This window comes from Oculatella sp. LEGE 06141 (assembly GCF_015207605.1).
Lineage (GTDB): Bacteria > Cyanobacteriota > Cyanobacteriia > Elainellales > Elainellaceae > Oculatella.
Genome location: NZ_JADEWO010000069.1, coordinates 1 through 17,856, shown reverse-complemented (window position 1 = coordinate 17,856; position 17,856 = coordinate 1). Strand labels below are relative to the sequence as shown.

Below are 17,856 nucleotides of genomic sequence, written 5' to 3'. Positions count from 1 at the left end.
GACGACAGTTCCCAACTTTGAGCGGCTGTTTTAACAGTGCTGGTTGCCACTCGAACCGCCCCAACACGCCCCAGAACCAAAAAACTTGCAAACTAAAAAGCAAGAGCAACAGCAATAGCTGCGCGGCGGCTGGACTGGAAAGGATAGTTCAGCCAGTCTAGCTTCACACGCTGATTTCTCTTAGAACAAATGACAAGTATTTTCTAGCTTTCCGCTTCTTGTAGTTGAGCAGCAATGCGTTCGCCAAATTCTGGATCAACGTTTGCTAAATCCCGAAGCTGCAAATATTCTTGCCATGTTAAAGCTGAGGATTCAATAATGGCGATCGCTTCTGTTTCTATGTCGTGTTGAACTTGGAGCGATTCAGATTCAGTTTCGGCACCTTCCAGTTCTTCTTCTCTCTCGTCGCTCAGCCTTAGCACCTGTAAGTAAGCCTTCACGAACTGGCTAATTTTCTCAGAAGAAATATCGTCTGCATCTAATCCAGAATGTCCAGAGAACACTTGTTCTACCTGAGGATCACTCCTGCGATTCGCATCATCAGACAGTTCTTGTGCCACAGCAACGGTAACAGTACTGAGCAGCAATAGAAGCAAACTACAACCAAACAGCAACATCTGCCTGAGTCGCTTCATCCAGGCCAATGACCAGGCTATTTTGCACTCTACAACGGAGATTGCCAACCTCAAGGAAAAAGCAATCCTCAACGCTTGCCCATTCGCCATTGCTGTATGTGCCACTCGCCGCTGCTCAGTTGTTTTGTCTTTTCGTTATCTCTATCAATCGGAGCGGCGGGATTCGAACCCACGACCCCCACTACCCCAAAGTGGTGCGCTACCAAGCTGCGCTACGCCCCGTCATTTCGCTTAACAACTATATCATACTGTTCGCGTCGTGACATTGCATTCAGGGACTCTAGAACACCTTCAAGGTTTGAGCCGCCCGGGCTAATTCAGAAACAGCAGAAGCCGCCCAATTTCCTTCTCCCCGTCTTCCTGTGTGCAAAATTAAGCGGAGAGTAAATGCATGGGGATATCCTTCCGCCTCAAGCCAGAGCAAATCGCTCTCGACCTCACAGCTAATTTTTTCCTCGTCCATCAGTTCTGTTGCCATCTGGCCCATGGCGATCGCCAGTTGCCCTATCAATCGACAAAAGTCATTCAACTCGGCCTCAGTCAGTTCAATTGCCCAGTCATCACTACCCACCAGCCCCACGTAGTCGGGAGCAGCCGCGTCCCAGCCAATCCGCCATCCGGCACCACTTTTAATTTGCCGAGCCATACTTCGTCTACAGAACCAATCGTCTCCGCTATCGTCTCCGCTACGGTCGTATTTACAGCACTATCTACGGCATTAAAAGTTGGGCATCTCCAGGCTGAGGATAAGCCGGTACAGGCGGAGCCTCTGGAGCAGAACGCGGATCTGGGGTTGATGAATTCGCTGGTGCCGCGTCAGTCGGGCTGAAAACGCTGACCAGGGCTTGAACCAGTTGCTCACGCTGCGATCGCGTCAGGCTATCAATAGCGGCTATGTCTCCGTCCAGCGGGTTGGTTTGCAGGGTATCCCAACCAGGGTAGATTGCAGCCAGAATGCGATCGTTCACACCCAGATAATCGGCTAATGTCAGTTTCCAATCGAGCCGATAGACGGGTGGCCGCCCTTTCACATACAAGTGATAGCGAATTAATCGGCTTGCCAGGGTGTTGTTTACATCAACTTCGCCTGAAACCTGGTTCACGTAGCTGTTTTCCAACGGTAAGTCAGGCATCAGGTCATAAACCTGCTGGCCTAGTTCTGGCGGTCTTACGGGCTGCGCCTGAGCCGATTGGGCACCCAGGGACACCACAGAGAGCCAGGAACGGTCAACCTGCCCCAAGCTCGCCGTTTGATAGGGAACAGTTAATAAAACCGTTAAGCCTACCGTCGCTAGAGTGAATGCTGCAAATTTTAGGACAGGTTGTATCGCCATCAGTCTCCAAAAGTAAACGCAGGTTGCTCCCCGAACAGCTTATTCGCCAATAATTTCGGGTTGGGTCAGCTCATCCGACATTTCAATGATGGCTCGAATGACGGGCTTCATTTTTGGATCATCCAGGCTGTCAAACTCTTCAAAACGACGGCGCTGTGCCCGGTTAGCTACTTGAACGGTAATGCGATAGCGGTTAGAAGCAGCGTTGATCAGGTCTTCAGCCCGACGCATAAGCTGGGTGGTATCAATAGTAGAGCGCTTCAGCATAGAGTCCTTTAATTTAAAGCAACGGTAAACTGTTCTAGTCTATCAGCAGTAGAAATGGCTCGCATGTGTTAGACATGGGTCGGATAGGGACAAACTGAGTATGGCCCATACACCTGGCGTTGCTAATTTGCTGGGTGACGTTCGTTGAGACATGGCCATGCCCCACCGTCGGGATCGATATCCGTGAATCGTGTCTATCAGCGACGTCAATACAATTTGCTACGATTTATGTCTGGTGAGTCAGGTTAGGCTTTGCTTTTTGAAGTTGTGAAACGAATTGAAAAGAGACGTGTAGGGTGATACAGTCCAAAGCAACCTAACTTTAAATTTGTTCTCTAGAGAAAAGAATCCAGTCTCTTCATGCAAACCCTCGCTACTGGTTTTGAACGGCAGATCTCTTCTGGCGCAAGCTACTCCAGGTTATTGCTCACTCAGCCAGCTCTAAAAATTGTGGCACTGGGCGATAGTTTAATTTACGGCTATGGTGACCCAGACGGGGGCGGTTGGGTTGAGCGGTTACGTCGCACCTGGATGTTGCCCGATAGCCCTGGGCATGTACTGTATAACCTCGGCGTTCGGGGCGACAAAGTGCAGCAGGTTGCCCAGCGTATCGAATACGAGTTCAGAAACCGAGGCGAACTGCGGCACCGCGTTCCCGATCTCATTATTTTGTCGGTTGGCGTAAACGATTCTGCCCGGTTGGGGCATGTAACCGGCAGAAATTTTACTGACTTTGAAACTTTTCAACTGGATATTGCCAATTTGTTGGATCAAGCTCAACAACTTTGTCCAGTGTTGTTTGTTGGCATGACACCTGTAGACGAAAAGCAGATGCCGTTCGAAAACTGTCTGCACTATAACCATGCTGACCAGTATCGATATAAAGAGGCAACCCGGCTCGCCTGCTTCGATCGGCAAATTCCGTACCTGGATATCTTTGAACGCTGGCTGGCGCAAGGAGATTTGGAGTGGCGATCGCGTCTTTCTTCTGATGGCTTGCACCCCAACACAGCCGGATATCAATCGTTGCTGCAAGACGTCCTGAGTTGGGAACCCATCAGCCAGGGGCTTAATCAGCCGCTAACGACACCCTAAACTATCGCGTGTTGCCACACCCGTTTCTGGGTTGATACCATCAGCCCGCTTGCAGAGTTGCGTAATCTCGTAGCGATCGATGATGGCGTTGGTGAAATCGGCACCTGTCACTATCACGTTTTCGAAGCTGGTACGGGCAATCGTGGCATCTTCCAGAATGGCGTTTGTTAAATCTGCCCCAACCCAGAAGACCCGATCGGCCAGTGCGCCTGTAAGGTTGGCTCCCCGCAGGTTGGCATCGAGCAGCACGCCTTTGGTTAAAATCGCGCCGTTTAAGTTGGCACCTTCTAAATTGATGCCGCGCATCTCAGCGCCAACGAACTGTTTGCCCGTTAAGTCGGCATGGGAAAAATCTTGGTTTTCCAGGTTGGAGTTGTTGTAGTTGACCGTGTCAATTACGGCGATCGCTGGCATAGCGCTGAGGGCAACCCACAGGCACGCCAAACAAAGCACCACCAGTAACCCAAGTCCCCGCATCATGATTTTTCTAGCCACGATCGCTCATTTATCCCGTCTCAACATCGAGCAGACGTGATCATCTGCTCTACATTTACTCTACCGAACTTACTGTTCAGTAGAACGGTTGAGCGATCGGTTATCTTAGTTGAGACCCACCCGATGAAAACGACTGAGCCGGAACAAGGTCAGTCCAATCGGTTCCAATTCGGATCGTCAAATCCGAATCTAAATCACCTGTCGAGGCGGATACCACTTCTCCTACCCCCAGTTTGGAATGCAGCAAGTCTGCCGCATTTAGATCGCCCCATTGCACAATGATTTGCGTCTCCTGCTGTTCGTCTGACCAGTCTCTAACCAAATAGACATTGTTGAACCCCTGGTCGTGGAGATAGTTTGCCATTTCCCGACCCTGTTGGGCTTCGCCAGAGGCATTCTGAACGGCGATCCGCAGGTCGTACACATCCCGCGTTTGATCCACAAAGTTCACGGCACCGACCTGGAAATAGTCATGCATGACCTTGTCCATCCCCTCGGTGTCCATCAACCAGTAGCTAGCAATGTACTCGTCTGGCGTACTAAATCGCCCCGGCAACATCACCATCCTGAACTGCTCTCGATCCAAGTTCATGCCAAAATTGACCAGCGCCAGCATTTCATCTAGCGACAGATTTGTATCGACATAGCTTTGAATCAACTGAATGGCTTGCGGCAGTTTGGGAATTACAGCAGGGGTAGCAATCTTTTCACGCAGAGCACGGATCAACTGTTGCTGCCGCTGCACGCGACCAACATCACCGTAGGCATCGTTGCGGAAGCGGGCAAACTGCTCTGCCTGGTCACCATTTAGGGTTTGCCAGCCCTCATCCAGGTCAATCTCAAGCTGTTGGGTTTGGTCGGTGTAAGCCATGCGGTGGGGAACGTAGATTTCTACGCCTCCGAGCAGATCCACCAGTTCTCGAAACGCATCAGTGCTAACCCGAACGTAGCGATCGATGGTAATACCATTGAGGTTGTGGCTCAACACCTGGGCTGCTAACTCTGGGCCACCCAAAGCGTTGGCATGGTTGACCTTGGTTAAGCCTACGCCTGGAATAGAGATCTGCGTGTCCCTTGGCACCGACAGCACATTCACAGAATTACTGCCCGGATCGATCCGCACCAGCAGCATAGTATCGCTACGGCCTTCTAGCACCTCAGGCGCATCGACTGGAACATCTGGGACTCGATCAATTCCCATCACCAGCACAGTAACCGGGCGAGTAATTTGATAGCGAAACCCTTTTTGCCACAGATCGCTAATGGAAAATGCCTGCCCGCTTGCTTGAGGGGCGATCGCAGCAGGCAGAGGTACCGTTAACGAAAACAACGTTCCTAAGGTGGCTGAAACGGCAGCCGTTATTGCAAAAGCCACCCCCCAACCAATCGCCTGAACAGCAGTCAGTTTTTGGCTAGGAGAGGCTGCATCGCTGGACTCGTCCATAGGAGAAGAGAGTGTAGCGCTATCTCCTATATCAGGATCTTGCAGATCAGAGTCAGGCTTTAGTTGTTCCACTCCGCGTTTGACCTCAACTGTATTCCGAGTAATTCTAGTTTGTCTGTGTAGTTTTGTATATGGATTTTAAACCAGATGTTGATCAAATCATTCATCCAGAAGCGCGATGGAGATGCCCTGCTAAATCAGCCTCTAGTCTAGAAGTTGTTGTTTGCAAAATTGTGCTTCATTAGGACACTTTTTAACACATTCGCCTAGTCGGTTATAGTCCATTGCCCCGAGAATTGCCGCAAATGTGTGACATTGCCTCACAAAAAGCTGAAAATGACGTGAGATTAATGAAAATGCCATGAAGTACTGCCAGAGTTTCCTTAAGACTCTGAAAAAACTTTGTAGGATAAATCGGAACCAACTCGAATAAGCATGTCATGATTCCCGTAATTCTGGCTGGTGGAAAGGGAGAGCGGTTTTGGCCCCTGAGCCGCAAACAACGTCCCAAACAGTTTTTGTGTCTAGATGGCACCGGCAAGAGCTTGCTGCAAGCAACCGCAGAGCGGCTGCTGGATTTAGCCGGAGGCTGGCAGGGATTATGGGTAATCACAGCATCTCATTTGGCAGAAGGCGTTCAGCAACAACTGCCCGATCTTCCCGCTGAAAATCTTCTGGTGGAAGTAGAAGGACGAGATACGGCTCCGGCGGTTGCATGGGCAACGCTGGAAATTGCTCAACGCCACGGAGACGATGCTGTGATTGGCTTCTTTCCTGCCGATCACTGGATTGGCGATCAAGCGCTGTTTTGTCAGACCTTGCAAGCGGCCGAAAGGCTTGCCACTGAACAGCCTGCTATTGCCACGTTAGGCATCGCACCAAACTATCCCTCCACCGGGTATGGTTACATTCAGCAAGGCGAAAAGGTGGGTTTGTTTGATAACTGTCCTGCGTTTAAGGTCGATCGCTTCACCGAAAAGCCCGATCGCTCCACCGCTGAAACGTTTCTGGAAAGCGGTCAGTTTAGCTGGAACGGCGGCATGTTTGTCTTCCGAGCTGGGGTGATGTTGGCCGAATTGCAAAGGTATGCGCCTCACATCCTTGACCCACTGAAGCAGCATGGCCCCTCTTGTTATCCAGCTCTGCCCAAACAAAGTATTGACTACGCCTTGATGGAAAAAACTCAACTGGCCTATGTGGTGCCAGTCAACTTCAACTGGGACGATTTGGGGGACTGGAATGCGATCGAGCGGTTACTGCAAGATGAGCGACCCAATGTTGAACTGGCAACCCATGTCTGCCACGACACAAAAGGCAGCATTTGTTACGCCAGCGACCAGGACGAAGTGTTAGTCACAATTGGACTGGAAGACGTTGTCATTGTTCGCGATGGCAACGTAACGCTCATTGCAAACAAGCATCGAACGCAGGAAATCAAGCAAGTGCTGAAGCTAATGCAAGCAGACTCTCGATTTGAAAAGCTGTTGTAATCCGTTAGACAGCACAACTTACAGCCGTTCTCAATCGAGTCAGCCACAGCCTCGCCAAGATGGATGTGGGGTGTAGGGTTGGAGGTGTGGTGAACGCAAATGAAAATGGCTGTAACCTAGATCGAGCCAGATCAAGCCAGAGGAACGAGCGGAAAATGCAGTTGGAGTCCTTTTCCAAGCCGTTCCTCTATTTTTGATGGGATTTTGATGAGAAGTTGTTTGATGGGAAGAGAACGGTTTCTCCTGGAACGGGAGAAACCGTATCTTAAATTGCAAAAAATACCACCTCCTATCCTGAACAATAGATTTTGACAGATGCCTGGTTAGAGGCACATTGAATCATGTCTATAGAGTGCGTCTGTAGAGTGGTAAACACGGTGTAAACGTTTGGAAACCGCAGGTGCCGCCGTGGGTTTCGGCACCGATCAAACCACCTATTAGCGCCATACATAGCCATATCTAATGACTGAGGACAAGAATTTGATTAAACGTTAAGTTTAGATAAGGGGGCGTATACCCCGATAACTAACGACTTGAGAAACCGCATGACGATGCTTTCACGTCTAGCTCAAACCAGTTCCCGCCAGGGTGAGATTGCCGAAATCGTTTTTCGCAACGGTTGGGATTACATGCGGCGGTTGATCACCGGCGGTAAGACAGACGAACCGAATTTGCCAACGCCTGCCGTTCTTCGCAACATCCTGGTTGATTTAGGCCCGGTTTACGTCAAATTAGGGCAACTACTGAGTACTCGTCCTGACCTGCTGCCTGCGGACTATATCGAAACGTTGTCAACATTGCAGGATGAAGTGCCTCCTGTGCCGTGGGCTGATATTGAAGTGGTTTTGCGCCGAGAGTTGCGGCAATCCCTGGATGCGACGTTCGCCAACATCGAGAAAATACCCGTTGCGGCTGGTTCGATCGCCCAGACGCATCGCGCTACACTGACCGATGGCCGTGATGTGGCGCTGAAGGTACAGCGTCCCGGCATCAGTGCTGTTGTCGATCAAGACATTGCCATCATTCGAGGATTGGCCGATCTGGCCGCTCGAACGACATTTGGGCAAGACTATGACATCAGAGCATTAGCCGAAGAGTTTACCAAGGCACTTCGAGATGAGCTAGATTTTTGTCTGGAGGCAGGTTATACCGATCAGCTACGGCGCAATATGTCTGCGAGCAGTTGGTTTGATCCAAGCCGTTTGGTTGTCCCAGAAATTTACTGGGAGCTAACCACCGAAAAACTGTTGGTGATGCAATGGTTAGAAGGGGTACCCATTCTTAGCGCTCGCCTGCCCGATGCCGAACAAAACGGGGTTTCTAACGAAGAAAGGCGATCGATCACTACGTTGCTGTTTCGTGCTTTCTTTCAGCAGATTTATATTGATGGCTTCTTCCACGCCGATCCCCATCCCGGCAACTTGTTCTACATGGGAGATGGCCATGTAGGGTTACTAGATTGTGGCATGGTGGGTCGTCTTGATCCCAATACGCAGCGAATTTTGACCGAGATGCTGTTGGCGATCGTTGATCTGGATGCCCAGCGCTGCACCCAATTAACCCTACAACTGGCCGAGTCGGGTACCAGTATTAACCTGGCCGGATTGGAAAACGACTACGAGCGTATGCTGCGTAAGTATTACAACCGCAGCTTATCTGAACTGAACTTTAGTCAAGTATTCTACGAAATTTTGCAGGTTGCTCGAAGCAACAAAGTGCGGCTCCCAAGTAACATGGGGCTGTACGCCAAAGCCCTGGCTAATTTAGAAGGGGTTGCTCGCGGCTTTGATCCGCAAATCAACTTGCTGGATGAAATTAAACCGCTCATCACCGATCTGTTTCGTCGGCAGTTGGTGGGCGACCAGCCGATTCAAACCCTGCTTAGAACAGCACTCGATTTGAAGAGTTTATCGCTGCGATCGCCCCAGCAAGTAGAGCTATTGCTCGATCGCATCTCGTCAGAAACATTGAAATGGAACCTGACCCTCAAAGATTTAGATGGTGTTCGGCTAACCCTGGACGACTCCGCCAATCGTTTGTCGTTTAGCATTTTGGTCGGCTCGTTAATTATGGGAGCTGCCATCATTTCATCGGGCGAGCAAACAACTCAACTGTATTGGCTCAGTAATACCCTCTTTGCCGCTGCCAGTTTACTGGGACTCTGGCTAGTGATCACAATCCTGCGATCGGGACGGTTGCGCTGATAGCAATTGATCGCTCGTTGTTGTGATAAGGAACAATAGTTTTTTGGACTGCAGCGACGGAAATACGCCATTCTAGCCAACGCTAGTAACAATAGTTTTTTGGACTGGTGGAACAGGTTACTCGCTCAGTCCAAAAAACTATTGTTACCAATTCTATCCAGAAGCACTTGAATCTCATTGTGTCTCATTTTAAGACGAAATTCTAGGAATGAATGAATCCGTCCGAATCGGTAATTGAAACCGCAGCAACAGAACGAAGTTAAGAAGATTATGGCGGGAGACGAAGAAAATCTATCGTAAGGGAACCGTTTAAGATCACTGAAGTGGTCAGCTATTCTTAATACAGAAGAATCAGTGTGAAGTGGCTTAGGTAATGAGCATCAAGCCTGGAGAAGGTGAGCGACGAGCTGCGGGTGGATATCATCCTCAATACTCAGTATGCGCGAAGTTTATTCTTCACGCTCTTAAACAGAGGGATCTGGAATGGATACGGATTGCAGATCCTGATGCTGGGAGAGTCGATGATGTTCAGATTGGAGCGACTGCTCACGTTGACGCCTATCAGATCAAGTGGCAACAGTACCCTGGCGCAATGACATTAAACCATCTCATTCGCGGTACTGACAAAGGACCCTCATTGATTGCTCAACTCGCAGATGGGTGGAAGAGATTACAGGCAATTTACCCTCAACGGCGTGTTGTTGTTCATCTCGTTACCAATATGTATCCCTCGTCTAGTACCAATGCAGGGATGCCAGAGGTCGCTTCTCCTCCAAGCCCTTATCACCTTGCAGCTTTTATAGAGCAGGCATGGACTCCTGCACATCGAATGCAGGTAATTCAGTCAGGGAGTTGGGAGGCAATATGGCAATCGCTACAGTTTGCCAGCGGTCTCACCAATGATGAATTTGTCAAATTTGTGCAAGATTGTTCTCTTGATTTTCAAGCTACAGTATCAGACATCAATCTTGATGTTGAAAAAATTGCTGCTTTGCTTTTCAAGATTGCAGCGGAACCAGAACGGCGTGTAGAAATCAGTGAAAGTGAACTTCTAAGAGAGTTAGGTTGGCAGAATCGGTATCGCTATCGAAACATTCATGAGTTTGCGGCACCGCGATTCTTGTACCGTCCCATTCAAAGTACAGTGAGTGTGATTGAAACTACACTAGATCGTCTGTCTAATGGGTACATAGGAGTCTTCGGCTCACCAGGTTCAGGTAAATCAACGCTGCTAACACAAACCCTCCGAGCTCTACCGCTTCGCCTAATTCGCTACTACGCCTATGTGCCAGATGTTCAAGATTTGTCTATTCTTCGGGGTGAATCTGTTAACTTTTTGCAAGATGTGACATTGAGATTGAGTGAAGCCGGGTTTTGTAAGACGAATCGTCCTGATCCTTCAGACCGATCTGCATTACTAAAACTGCTTCACGAACAGATTCAAGAGTTGGGAGAGGACTATCAGCAAACTAAAACCAAAACCGTCATTCTAGTTGATGGGCTTGACCACATTGCTCGTGAGCAACATCCGGAGCGATCGCTCTTGCATGATCTCCCTTTACCAGAGTCATTACCGACGGGCGTGTATTTTGTGATTGGAAGTCAACCGAATGGACTCGAAAACTTACCTCCTCGTATTTATCAATTGCTCCAACTTCCAGAACGACGCATTGAAATCGGTTACTTGATACCAGAGGATGTGTATCTTATTGCAAAGGACACCATTCCTGACCTCAATCAAGATGAACAGGAACGAATCTTTGAACTCTCAGGAGGACATCCTCTAGCACTCATCTATTTACTCAAGCAATTACTTCAAATTCAGCAACCTCAAACGCGAACCCAATTACTTAAGGAAACAATTCCTTACGCAGGTGATATTGATGAGCAATACTGGACTCACTGGCGACGTATTGAAAACGACGAGGATCTGGTTTACACGCTCGGCCTACTCGCTCGAATTCGTGGTGTAATTCCGTTCGATTGGGTTGCTCAATGGGCAAACAAGCCAATCCTCAGGCGACTTCAGCAGCTATTTCTCATGACCTATTTTCAGAAGGAAAATGAGAATTCGTGGACCTTTTTCCATAACAGTTTTCGTCTCTTTCTGGAAGAACGCACCTCTGAACCACTCATTGGACAAACACGAGATCAGCAAAATCAGGAGTATCATCATACACTTGCAAAGTACTATCAGTCGTCACCTGCACCTTACCATTGGGAAACGCTATATCACTTGTACAAAGCAGGTGATCATACTGCTGTCGTCTCGATTGCAAATCAAACTTGGTTTCGGGAACAAGTGGAAGCGCTTCGACCGTATGATGCTATTTGGACAGATATTCGACTTGCCCTTAAAGCAGCAGGTGAGTGTCAAGATGTGCTTGCATTAATCCAACTTACTCTTGCTGGTGCGGCAGTTGATCAGCGTATCAATGAGTTAGATGAGTTCCCTAAGTTACTGTTAAAAGTCGGTAAGCTGAGTGAAGTGATTGAGCAGTTACGAGACGGGAATCGTCTTCGCCGACCGAGTAATGCTGAACAAGCGCTTTGTCTTAGTGTTCAATTGCACGAAGCCGGATCAGTGAGTGAAGCAAGGCGCATCTTTGAGTTAGCTGAACCTCTAGAGCTACTATCTGGACAACCGATCACCGATGATCATCCTCACGGCAGAGACATAAAAAATCTTCTTCAAGCCTGGGCGCAAAGTGCTCTTGTTTTCCGGGGTTGTGAAGAAGTTGTGAGGATTATTCAACGAATTAGAGTTGCCCCTAGTAGAGAAGTTAGTGAAGAGGGGAATGGCAAGGACTTAAGCCAGAGGGTTCAAAGCTGGCTTTTGCATGAAGGGATGCTAGCTTGCTGCGAACGTCATGACTTGAAGGGTTGGCAAATTTTATACAATGCCCTGCCTGAGAGCACAGGAAGAAGGAGCCGGATTCTTTCACTTCTTCGTTCTGCAGAGATAGCATACAACGAAAGTGAAAAAGAGTTTGCGAACACTCTGCTTGAACAAATTCTGAATGCCTTTCGACCCGAGGAGCTAGACGTTCTAGTAGAAAGTGAACTAATTGTTGAAGTTCGCATCGAGATTGCTGAACTCATTCTCAGTCTCACTGAAAACAAATCCCTAGCCCAACAGTGGTTAGAGAATTTAACTCCAATTCCTTTACAAGATAGAAACAGTGAACGTAGGCAGACAACGCTCTATGAGTTGCAGTTTCGATACGCTAGGCTTCGCTACCTGCTAGGTCAAGTCAGTGAGCCTGCATCTTTACGAGATGAAGCTGAGTTACACACAAACTTTAGTTCTTACGTTGAGGAAAACCACAAACAAAGTTATCGCCTAAATGCTTTAATTATGTTTCATTTGGCTCGCTTAAGGGCATGGGCAGACTCAGGATTTCAATTACAGCCAACTCTTTTTCAGAGAGAAGTCCGTTGGATTTTAGACATTAGCGGACCCAGATATACAGAGAGTCTAAGATCAAGTGATCTAGAACTTCGGTTGAGTCGCTTTTGGATTTTAGATTGTGTCATAGAAATAGCAGCTTTACATGGTGCAGCAGTGGTAGAGGAATTGGCACGGGACCTTGAAAGCCGTTGGACTCATTCTGAAGAAGCGTCGTGGACGATCGATCTGCAGCGAGGTGCCGTTGTTGCACTCAATAAAGCTGGGGCAAGTTCAAGCTGGTCAAAAGCGCAGTTAAGACGCATTGAATCGATCATGCTGAATCATCTTGATCCCCGCGAGCGAGCAGAAACCTGTAAGGCTCAGGCAGAGGCGTGGTTGATGTTAGGAGAAAGAGATGCAGCAATTGCAGTAATGCAGCGCATGATGCAAACCGCTAGGGGCATTTCCCATGAAGATTATCAACTACCCGCTTGGATAGACTGGCTGGAGCAAGTTAATCAATTAGAACCAGATCGAGCTGAGGAACGTTTTATCCTGATGTTAAAGCGAACTCTTAGCGTTCATGGCAGTGCTTCTGGTGTCCTTGATGCAGCAGAAAAGCTCATTGGGATCATGTTTGAACACAGTCCTTGCCGTGCTGTCCGCTTGCTCAAGGGGTTAATAGAACTAGATGTTATTGGATATCAGGGGAGTTTAACTTATCTGCTGAAGAAGGCACTAGAGCAGAATAATCCACCAACCACTGAGATTCTATATACAGTAGTCAACCTCATCCTGCCTTTTGTGACAAACGCTAAGTCCGACCTGATTGAGCTTCTTTTGCTCAAGATTTCCAATCTATTCGGTTCTGATGCTGCGCTTGATGTTGCAAGTTATCTGGTTGAACGCATTAGAGTTGATGTGATCTCCAATTGCCGTTCCGCATGGCATCGAGCGATCGCTACAGGGATCCAAGCTATTGGGCATGCTCCTGAAAGTGTAGGGTTACAACTTGTAGAAACAATAGACCCTTCTAGTTCTAGCAGTTCCAGCCAGCTTGATCGCAGACTTCCCTTGAAAAATGGAGAGTATCTGGAACCTGAAGAAGTGTTGAATCGAATTCAGTCGATTAGTGATTTTCAGGTGTTGATTGAGGAACAGCAAGAGAAAGGGAACTATTTTCGTTGGGAGAAAGTTATTGAGTATTTGAGTCACCGCTTGATGAGCGGAAAAAAAGTCGAGAAACTTGAGCAAATTGTTAAATCTTTGTTTGCCACAGACCCTTCTAAACGAAATCAGCTTGCTTCAATGCTGACAGCACTGAGTAAGCGTCTTTTGAAATTGAACCACTCCGCTTCAGCTCGGAGATTGGCAGAGGAAGCATTGTACATCACAGACTCAATAGGATGGGATGCTTATTCTGATGGAGGAGTGAGATATGAAGTTTTAGAGCATCTCATTTCAATGGATGCCGAAGAAGGGCGTAAAATCGCAATCAAACTATATGCCGATGATGCTAGTCAAGGTCCTATACCGTCTTACCGAATAAAAATTCATCTTGATAAAGTGCTTCGTTTACTACTCGGTGAAATTCCTGTAACAGAGGTATGGACAATTCTTGAGGAATACCTTGATGAGTTGTTTGGTGGTGTTCCAATTAGCCTAGACCTACCTCAAGAGCTAGCAACTGTCATGCAGCCTAGTGTTACTGAGGAAGATACTCCAGCCCGTGCGATTGCCGATTTACTCTCGCTTCATTTAGATCATCCTTCTTATCCTGTTGCCCAAGGTGCAGTTCGCTCCTGTTTTTTTGGCTTACTTCATGGGAGTACAGCAGTAATTTCTGCTTTGAAGGAAGCTCTGACTCGTACAGAACAATCTACTGAGAGGGCTTTGATGGTGCTTGATGCCTTGAGTTTCGAGCAGCCAGAATCGATTGCTGCTTTTAATGAAATACTGGTTCAGCTAAAATCATCGCCTAACCTTTTAATTCGTCTGCTTGCAAGCTGTATATGGGCGCAGTACGTAGGAGAAGAACTTCAGTTACAGGTCGTTGAGAGAGAAGTACCACTGATTTATTCCTTCGATCTGCCATCTCTTTCGCTTCATCGTACTGAAGAAGCTGTTGCACGAAGAAGCGATTCGGTAGTGTTGATGCAAGATCCAGCCCTCGAACTTCGTCCACTTGATATTGAGGCACGTTATATAGCCAAGCTAGCCGAGATTCCAGAAGCTAATGTATATTACCAGGCTGTAAAGTATTTCCATCAGCTACAGGGACAACGCAGTTGGCTAGCCGGAGATGAAGAACTCGACCAACACAGAATTGGACAATTTCTTCATCGAATTGGCCTTACTCATACTTTTCAAAAACCACACGTTGCGATCGCGAGACAAGCACTTGCTCATGTCTGTGCTGAACTCTATGATGGTGACTATTTTCCTTCCAGCGCTTTGTCCCAGTTACCACAAATTCTGGTCTACCATGATCCTGCTTTTATTCGTAACCAACCGATGCAACGTCCAGCGTGCATCGCTTCAATGGGAGGAATTTCTATTAGTCGTTCATCCTTTATTCAATTCCCTGAAAACTGGCTAGAGACAGCACAAGATTCGTTACCCTTATTGAATTCACGTATATCTGATCACCGGATTATTTTGGGTGAATGGACACAATTAAAATATCTTTACGATAAAAGCCCATCAGAAGAACGGATCTCGGTTATTAGAGCTATTGACCATGAGCATCTGTGGGACGGGCTGGATGTAGAGGCAGGACACCTTCCCTTCTGTAGACTCATGCAGCCCCAAGTAGATGAATATTTATTTTTAGATGCAGCACTCGACCATCTCATCATTTCTGGAACCGGATATGGTTTTGATACCCCTGGATTGCCTTGGCTCGCTTTTAATCCTGCCGTAGCGCAAGAATTGGGATGGCATCCACTGGATAGAAATTGGTTTTGTTGGGCAAACGCAGTAGGTGATTTGGTTATTGAAAGCATTTGGTGGAATGATGGACCGTCACATCAGCATTCTGAGCACTTGTCCTGTGAGGTTGGTGACGGATGGCTTGTATTAGCAACTGAGCAAGGTTTTGAGGAGATCAGACAATGGGCAGGACAGCTAAGTCGTGGCGGTGTGGCTCGTCGCTGGTTTGGACAGCATAGGAGGGACGGCGAAAGCAGTGTAATTGCAGCCCTGGCAGTACTTTAGTGCGGCAGCAATGAATACGTTCCCTTGAACCCACACCACATAATGATTCAATCCTTAGTTCATCGATTGATTTGAGAGCAACTTTGTGATGCGGAGAAATAAGTTCTTTGTTTCGGGAAAGAGCATGACGAAGCTATCAACCACCTTTGTTGATCCCTCCATTTTCAAAGTCAATTAAATATTTAATTTGCTTCCGTTTGAATTGATTACTTTGTTTGTCAACAAATTCTTTGTGGTACAAGGAATAAAATTGCCTTAAAGTCGGCAATTCTGCTGAAGGTGGAAGAATTGGTACATAGTCTCCATCTTGCAGCTCATAACCTAGCGAGAAAAACTTCTTTATGGTTTTTAGGTAGGCTTGCTTGAGTGTACAATTTGGAGATCGTTTATAAAACATTTCAATGCCTCTACGAAAACACTCCTGCTCTTGAGCAGTAAGCCTATGTCTGACTTTTCTTTCTTTCATGTGAAGCTTCCCTTCATTACTTTGATAAAGACTTCCCTTCACTCCTTTGCTGAACAAAGCGAAGTTTACTGTCACTAAACACGAGCCATATCACCGACTTCGTAACATTAACAAGCTTAGTAGGACACAATCTTCAGTCTCACCGCTTCCAATGTATCAATTGTTCTGTTATACAGGTTTTCGAGAGTTGACTTGATATCATTCGGGTTGAAGGTAATAATCAAATCCCTCAATGTAACCTGCCCTTAACAGTGCTTCATAAGGAGTTACTTGGTTCACTTTACCTTGAGAAATGACATCTATTATCCCCCCTTCATAAACAGTAGTTTTTCTACTAGAAGACCGCTTAGCTTTCTCTCCTGTATTGTTTGCTTGCTGATTTGTAGATTGTTTAGGTTTCCGTTTGCTACTACTAGAAGGTTTGGTGGATGTACCATCAGTGGGATGTACAGGAGCCTCAGATGAAACTTGTGATGGATTCGTTTATATTGTTAAAGTTGAAAGCTTTCTTAGGGCCTCTTGTATATGGGCTTTGATGTCAATTCCCTCTCGAAGATCATCATACTGACTCAAAGCAGAGTTATTAGGAGGATCAGCACGAAGTGCATCTAACATTGGTTGCAGGAGAGCAAGCGAATCTCTAACTGAAGCAACAGTATGTACAGTTATGACCTCCTGCATAGATTCGTCTTCAGTCAACATTGCTCTAATTTGGGCAAGTATGAAAACTTTTACCATCAAATCTGCAATACCTTGAGACTCATAGTGTATAGCCTTCTTTAAGTCCACATTAAAGGGGGTAATATTTCTAACATATTGATACCGCCACATCTGTTCCAGAAACAGATCTAGCTCAGGGTCATTTAACATCATCCTTGTAATTTCTAAATCACCCTGTCCACTAAATCGACGGGCATTGCGAAAAGCAGATCGCAAGATCTGAAATGCCTTTGGAGTCCCTACAACTACAATTGGTAGACATAGGTCATTGACAAGTTGAACAAAATAATTGAGCATACCTTCTGCATCATTTGCTTTGGCTGCTGTTAAATTTTGAACCTCTTCGATAATAAGTAATCCGATACCATGTACTTGCGACACAGTATACATCTTACCAATCATCTCCTCTAAACGAGCTTGACCATTTCGAGTATAGGTTTTGAAGTAGTAATCCCCTGTGCCAAGAACCTTATCTACTTGTCGGAAGAAGTTGTGACACAAAGCGATCATTGCACCTTTGGGTGGACATTCAACAACAAGGTAGGAAATTTGATGGCGGTTGAATTCCTGTCCCTCATAGTTAGTGTGAATGATCAATTGTGGGTAAAGCGACAGGCAAGATCTAATACACAGCTTTTACCAGTTCCACTGTCCCCAACTACTGCTAGCCCTAATGCAGTAGACCATGAGTCTTGCGAGCTTGGGATCTTTGTACCAGCAAGGATCTCCCTTCCATTTCGGACTTTATTCCAGTAGTCTATATGCACTGGATTGCGACCTCGATAACCAGTGCGAATAATATTATCGAGAGAGTAGTACAGTGAAATGCTAAATGAGAATGGCCAACGCCATAAAAGAATTTCCTGTAGATCTAGTAACCGTAGGTAAGTAGGGCGCAGACGATCCTCAGGTTGGTAATCGATATCATTCTTAAGAAGCCGTGATAGCTGTGGGAAATCTAGACGAGGAGACGAGACTGATCAGGATTTTGTGTAAGCGGTCTAAAATCCCAGTAACTCAGGAGACCGCATCATGGCAAGAAAGAAGAACGAAACCAATCGCGTTGATGAGATGCTCGATGAACTGTTGGCAGACTGCC

Annotated in this window: 12 protein-coding genes and 1 tRNA gene; 4 read left to right on the top strand and 9 right to left on the bottom strand. The window is 47.0% G+C overall.

Annotated elements, in window-relative coordinates:
• Nucleotides 1–203: 203 nt before the first annotated feature.
• The 5 genes from IQ268_RS27920 to IQ268_RS27900 all read right to left on the bottom strand — a co-directional run bounded on the left by IQ268_RS27920 (nucleotide 204) and on the right by IQ268_RS27900 (nucleotide 2,236).
• Nucleotides 204–740, bottom strand: coding sequence for a DUF4168 domain-containing protein (locus tag IQ268_RS27920; RefSeq protein ID WP_339383656.1), 537 nt, complete (start codon nucleotides 738–740; stop codon nucleotides 204–206).
• A gap of 43 nt (nucleotides 741–783) precedes the next feature.
• Nucleotides 784–857, bottom strand: a tRNA-Pro gene (locus tag IQ268_RS27915).
• Nucleotides 858–915: 58 nt separating this feature from the next.
• On the bottom strand, nucleotides 916–1,281 hold the full coding sequence (locus IQ268_RS27910; protein ID WP_193886001.1) for a DUF1818 family protein: 366 nt from the start codon (nucleotides 1,279–1,281) through the stop codon (nucleotides 916–918).
• Between the two features lie 64 nt (nucleotides 1,282–1,345).
• A complete protein-coding gene (locus tag IQ268_RS27905; protein WP_193885999.1) occupies nucleotides 1,346–1,969 on the bottom strand; it encodes a hypothetical protein in 624 nt (207 codons plus the stop codon).
• A gap of 39 nt (nucleotides 1,970–2,008) precedes the next feature.
• The gene (locus IQ268_RS27900) at nucleotides 2,009–2,236 is read right to left on the bottom strand and encodes a DNA-directed RNA polymerase subunit omega (protein WP_193885997.1); all 228 of its coding nucleotides are present in this window, start codon (nucleotides 2,234–2,236) and stop codon (nucleotides 2,009–2,011) included.
• A gap of 360 nt (nucleotides 2,237–2,596) precedes the next feature.
• Between IQ268_RS27900 and IQ268_RS27895 the strand changes: the two genes are divergently transcribed.
• A complete protein-coding gene (locus tag IQ268_RS27895; protein ID WP_193885995.1) occupies nucleotides 2,597–3,331 on the top strand; it encodes a GDSL-type esterase/lipase family protein in 735 nt (244 codons plus the stop codon).
• On the opposite strand, the gene IQ268_RS27890 is transcribed toward IQ268_RS27895, so the two are convergent.
• Both IQ268_RS27890 and IQ268_RS27885 read right to left on the bottom strand, forming a co-directional pair.
• Complete coding sequence (locus IQ268_RS27890) at nucleotides 3,317–3,811, bottom strand: pentapeptide repeat-containing protein (protein WP_193886016.1); 495 nt, start codon at nucleotides 3,809–3,811, stop codon at nucleotides 3,317–3,319. The genes IQ268_RS27895 and IQ268_RS27890 overlap by 15 nt on opposite strands.
• 115 nt (nucleotides 3,812–3,926) lie before the next feature.
• Entirely contained in the window at nucleotides 3,927–5,270 is a 1,344-nt protein-coding gene (locus IQ268_RS27885) for an LCP family protein (protein ID WP_193886015.1), read from the bottom strand.
• Nucleotides 5,271–5,710: 440 nt separating this feature from the next.
• On the opposite strand from IQ268_RS27885, the gene IQ268_RS27880 reads away from it, so the two are divergent.
• From IQ268_RS27880 to IQ268_RS27870, 3 genes are all read left to right on the top strand, one after another.
• The gene (locus tag IQ268_RS27880; RefSeq protein ID WP_193885993.1) at nucleotides 5,711–6,760 is read left to right on the top strand and encodes a mannose-1-phosphate guanylyltransferase; all 1,050 of its coding nucleotides are present in this window, start codon (nucleotides 5,711–5,713) and stop codon (nucleotides 6,758–6,760) included.
• A 551-nt stretch (nucleotides 6,761–7,311) separates the two neighbouring features.
• The gene (locus tag IQ268_RS27875) at nucleotides 7,312–8,964 is read left to right on the top strand and encodes an AarF/ABC1/UbiB kinase family protein (RefSeq protein WP_193886014.1); all 1,653 of its coding nucleotides are present in this window, start codon (nucleotides 7,312–7,314) and stop codon (nucleotides 8,962–8,964) included.
• 373 nt (nucleotides 8,965–9,337) lie between these two features.
• A complete protein-coding gene (locus IQ268_RS27870) occupies nucleotides 9,338–15,571 on the top strand; it encodes an ATP-binding protein (protein WP_193885991.1) in 6,234 nt (2,077 codons plus the stop codon).
• Nucleotides 15,572–15,707: 136 nt separating this feature from the next.
• Here the strand turns inward: IQ268_RS27870 and IQ268_RS27865 are convergent, their stop codons facing one another.
• Nucleotides 15,708–16,037: a hypothetical protein gene (locus IQ268_RS27865; protein ID WP_228035791.1), complete on the bottom strand. Its 330-nt coding sequence runs from the start codon at nucleotides 16,035–16,037 to the stop codon at nucleotides 15,708–15,710.
• 483 nt (nucleotides 16,038–16,520) lie between these two features.
• The gene (locus IQ268_RS27860; RefSeq protein ID WP_193885987.1) at nucleotides 16,521–17,354 is read right to left on the bottom strand and encodes an ATP-binding protein; all 834 of its coding nucleotides are present in this window, start codon (nucleotides 17,352–17,354) and stop codon (nucleotides 16,521–16,523) included.
• Nucleotides 17,355–17,856 lie beyond the last annotated feature (502 nt).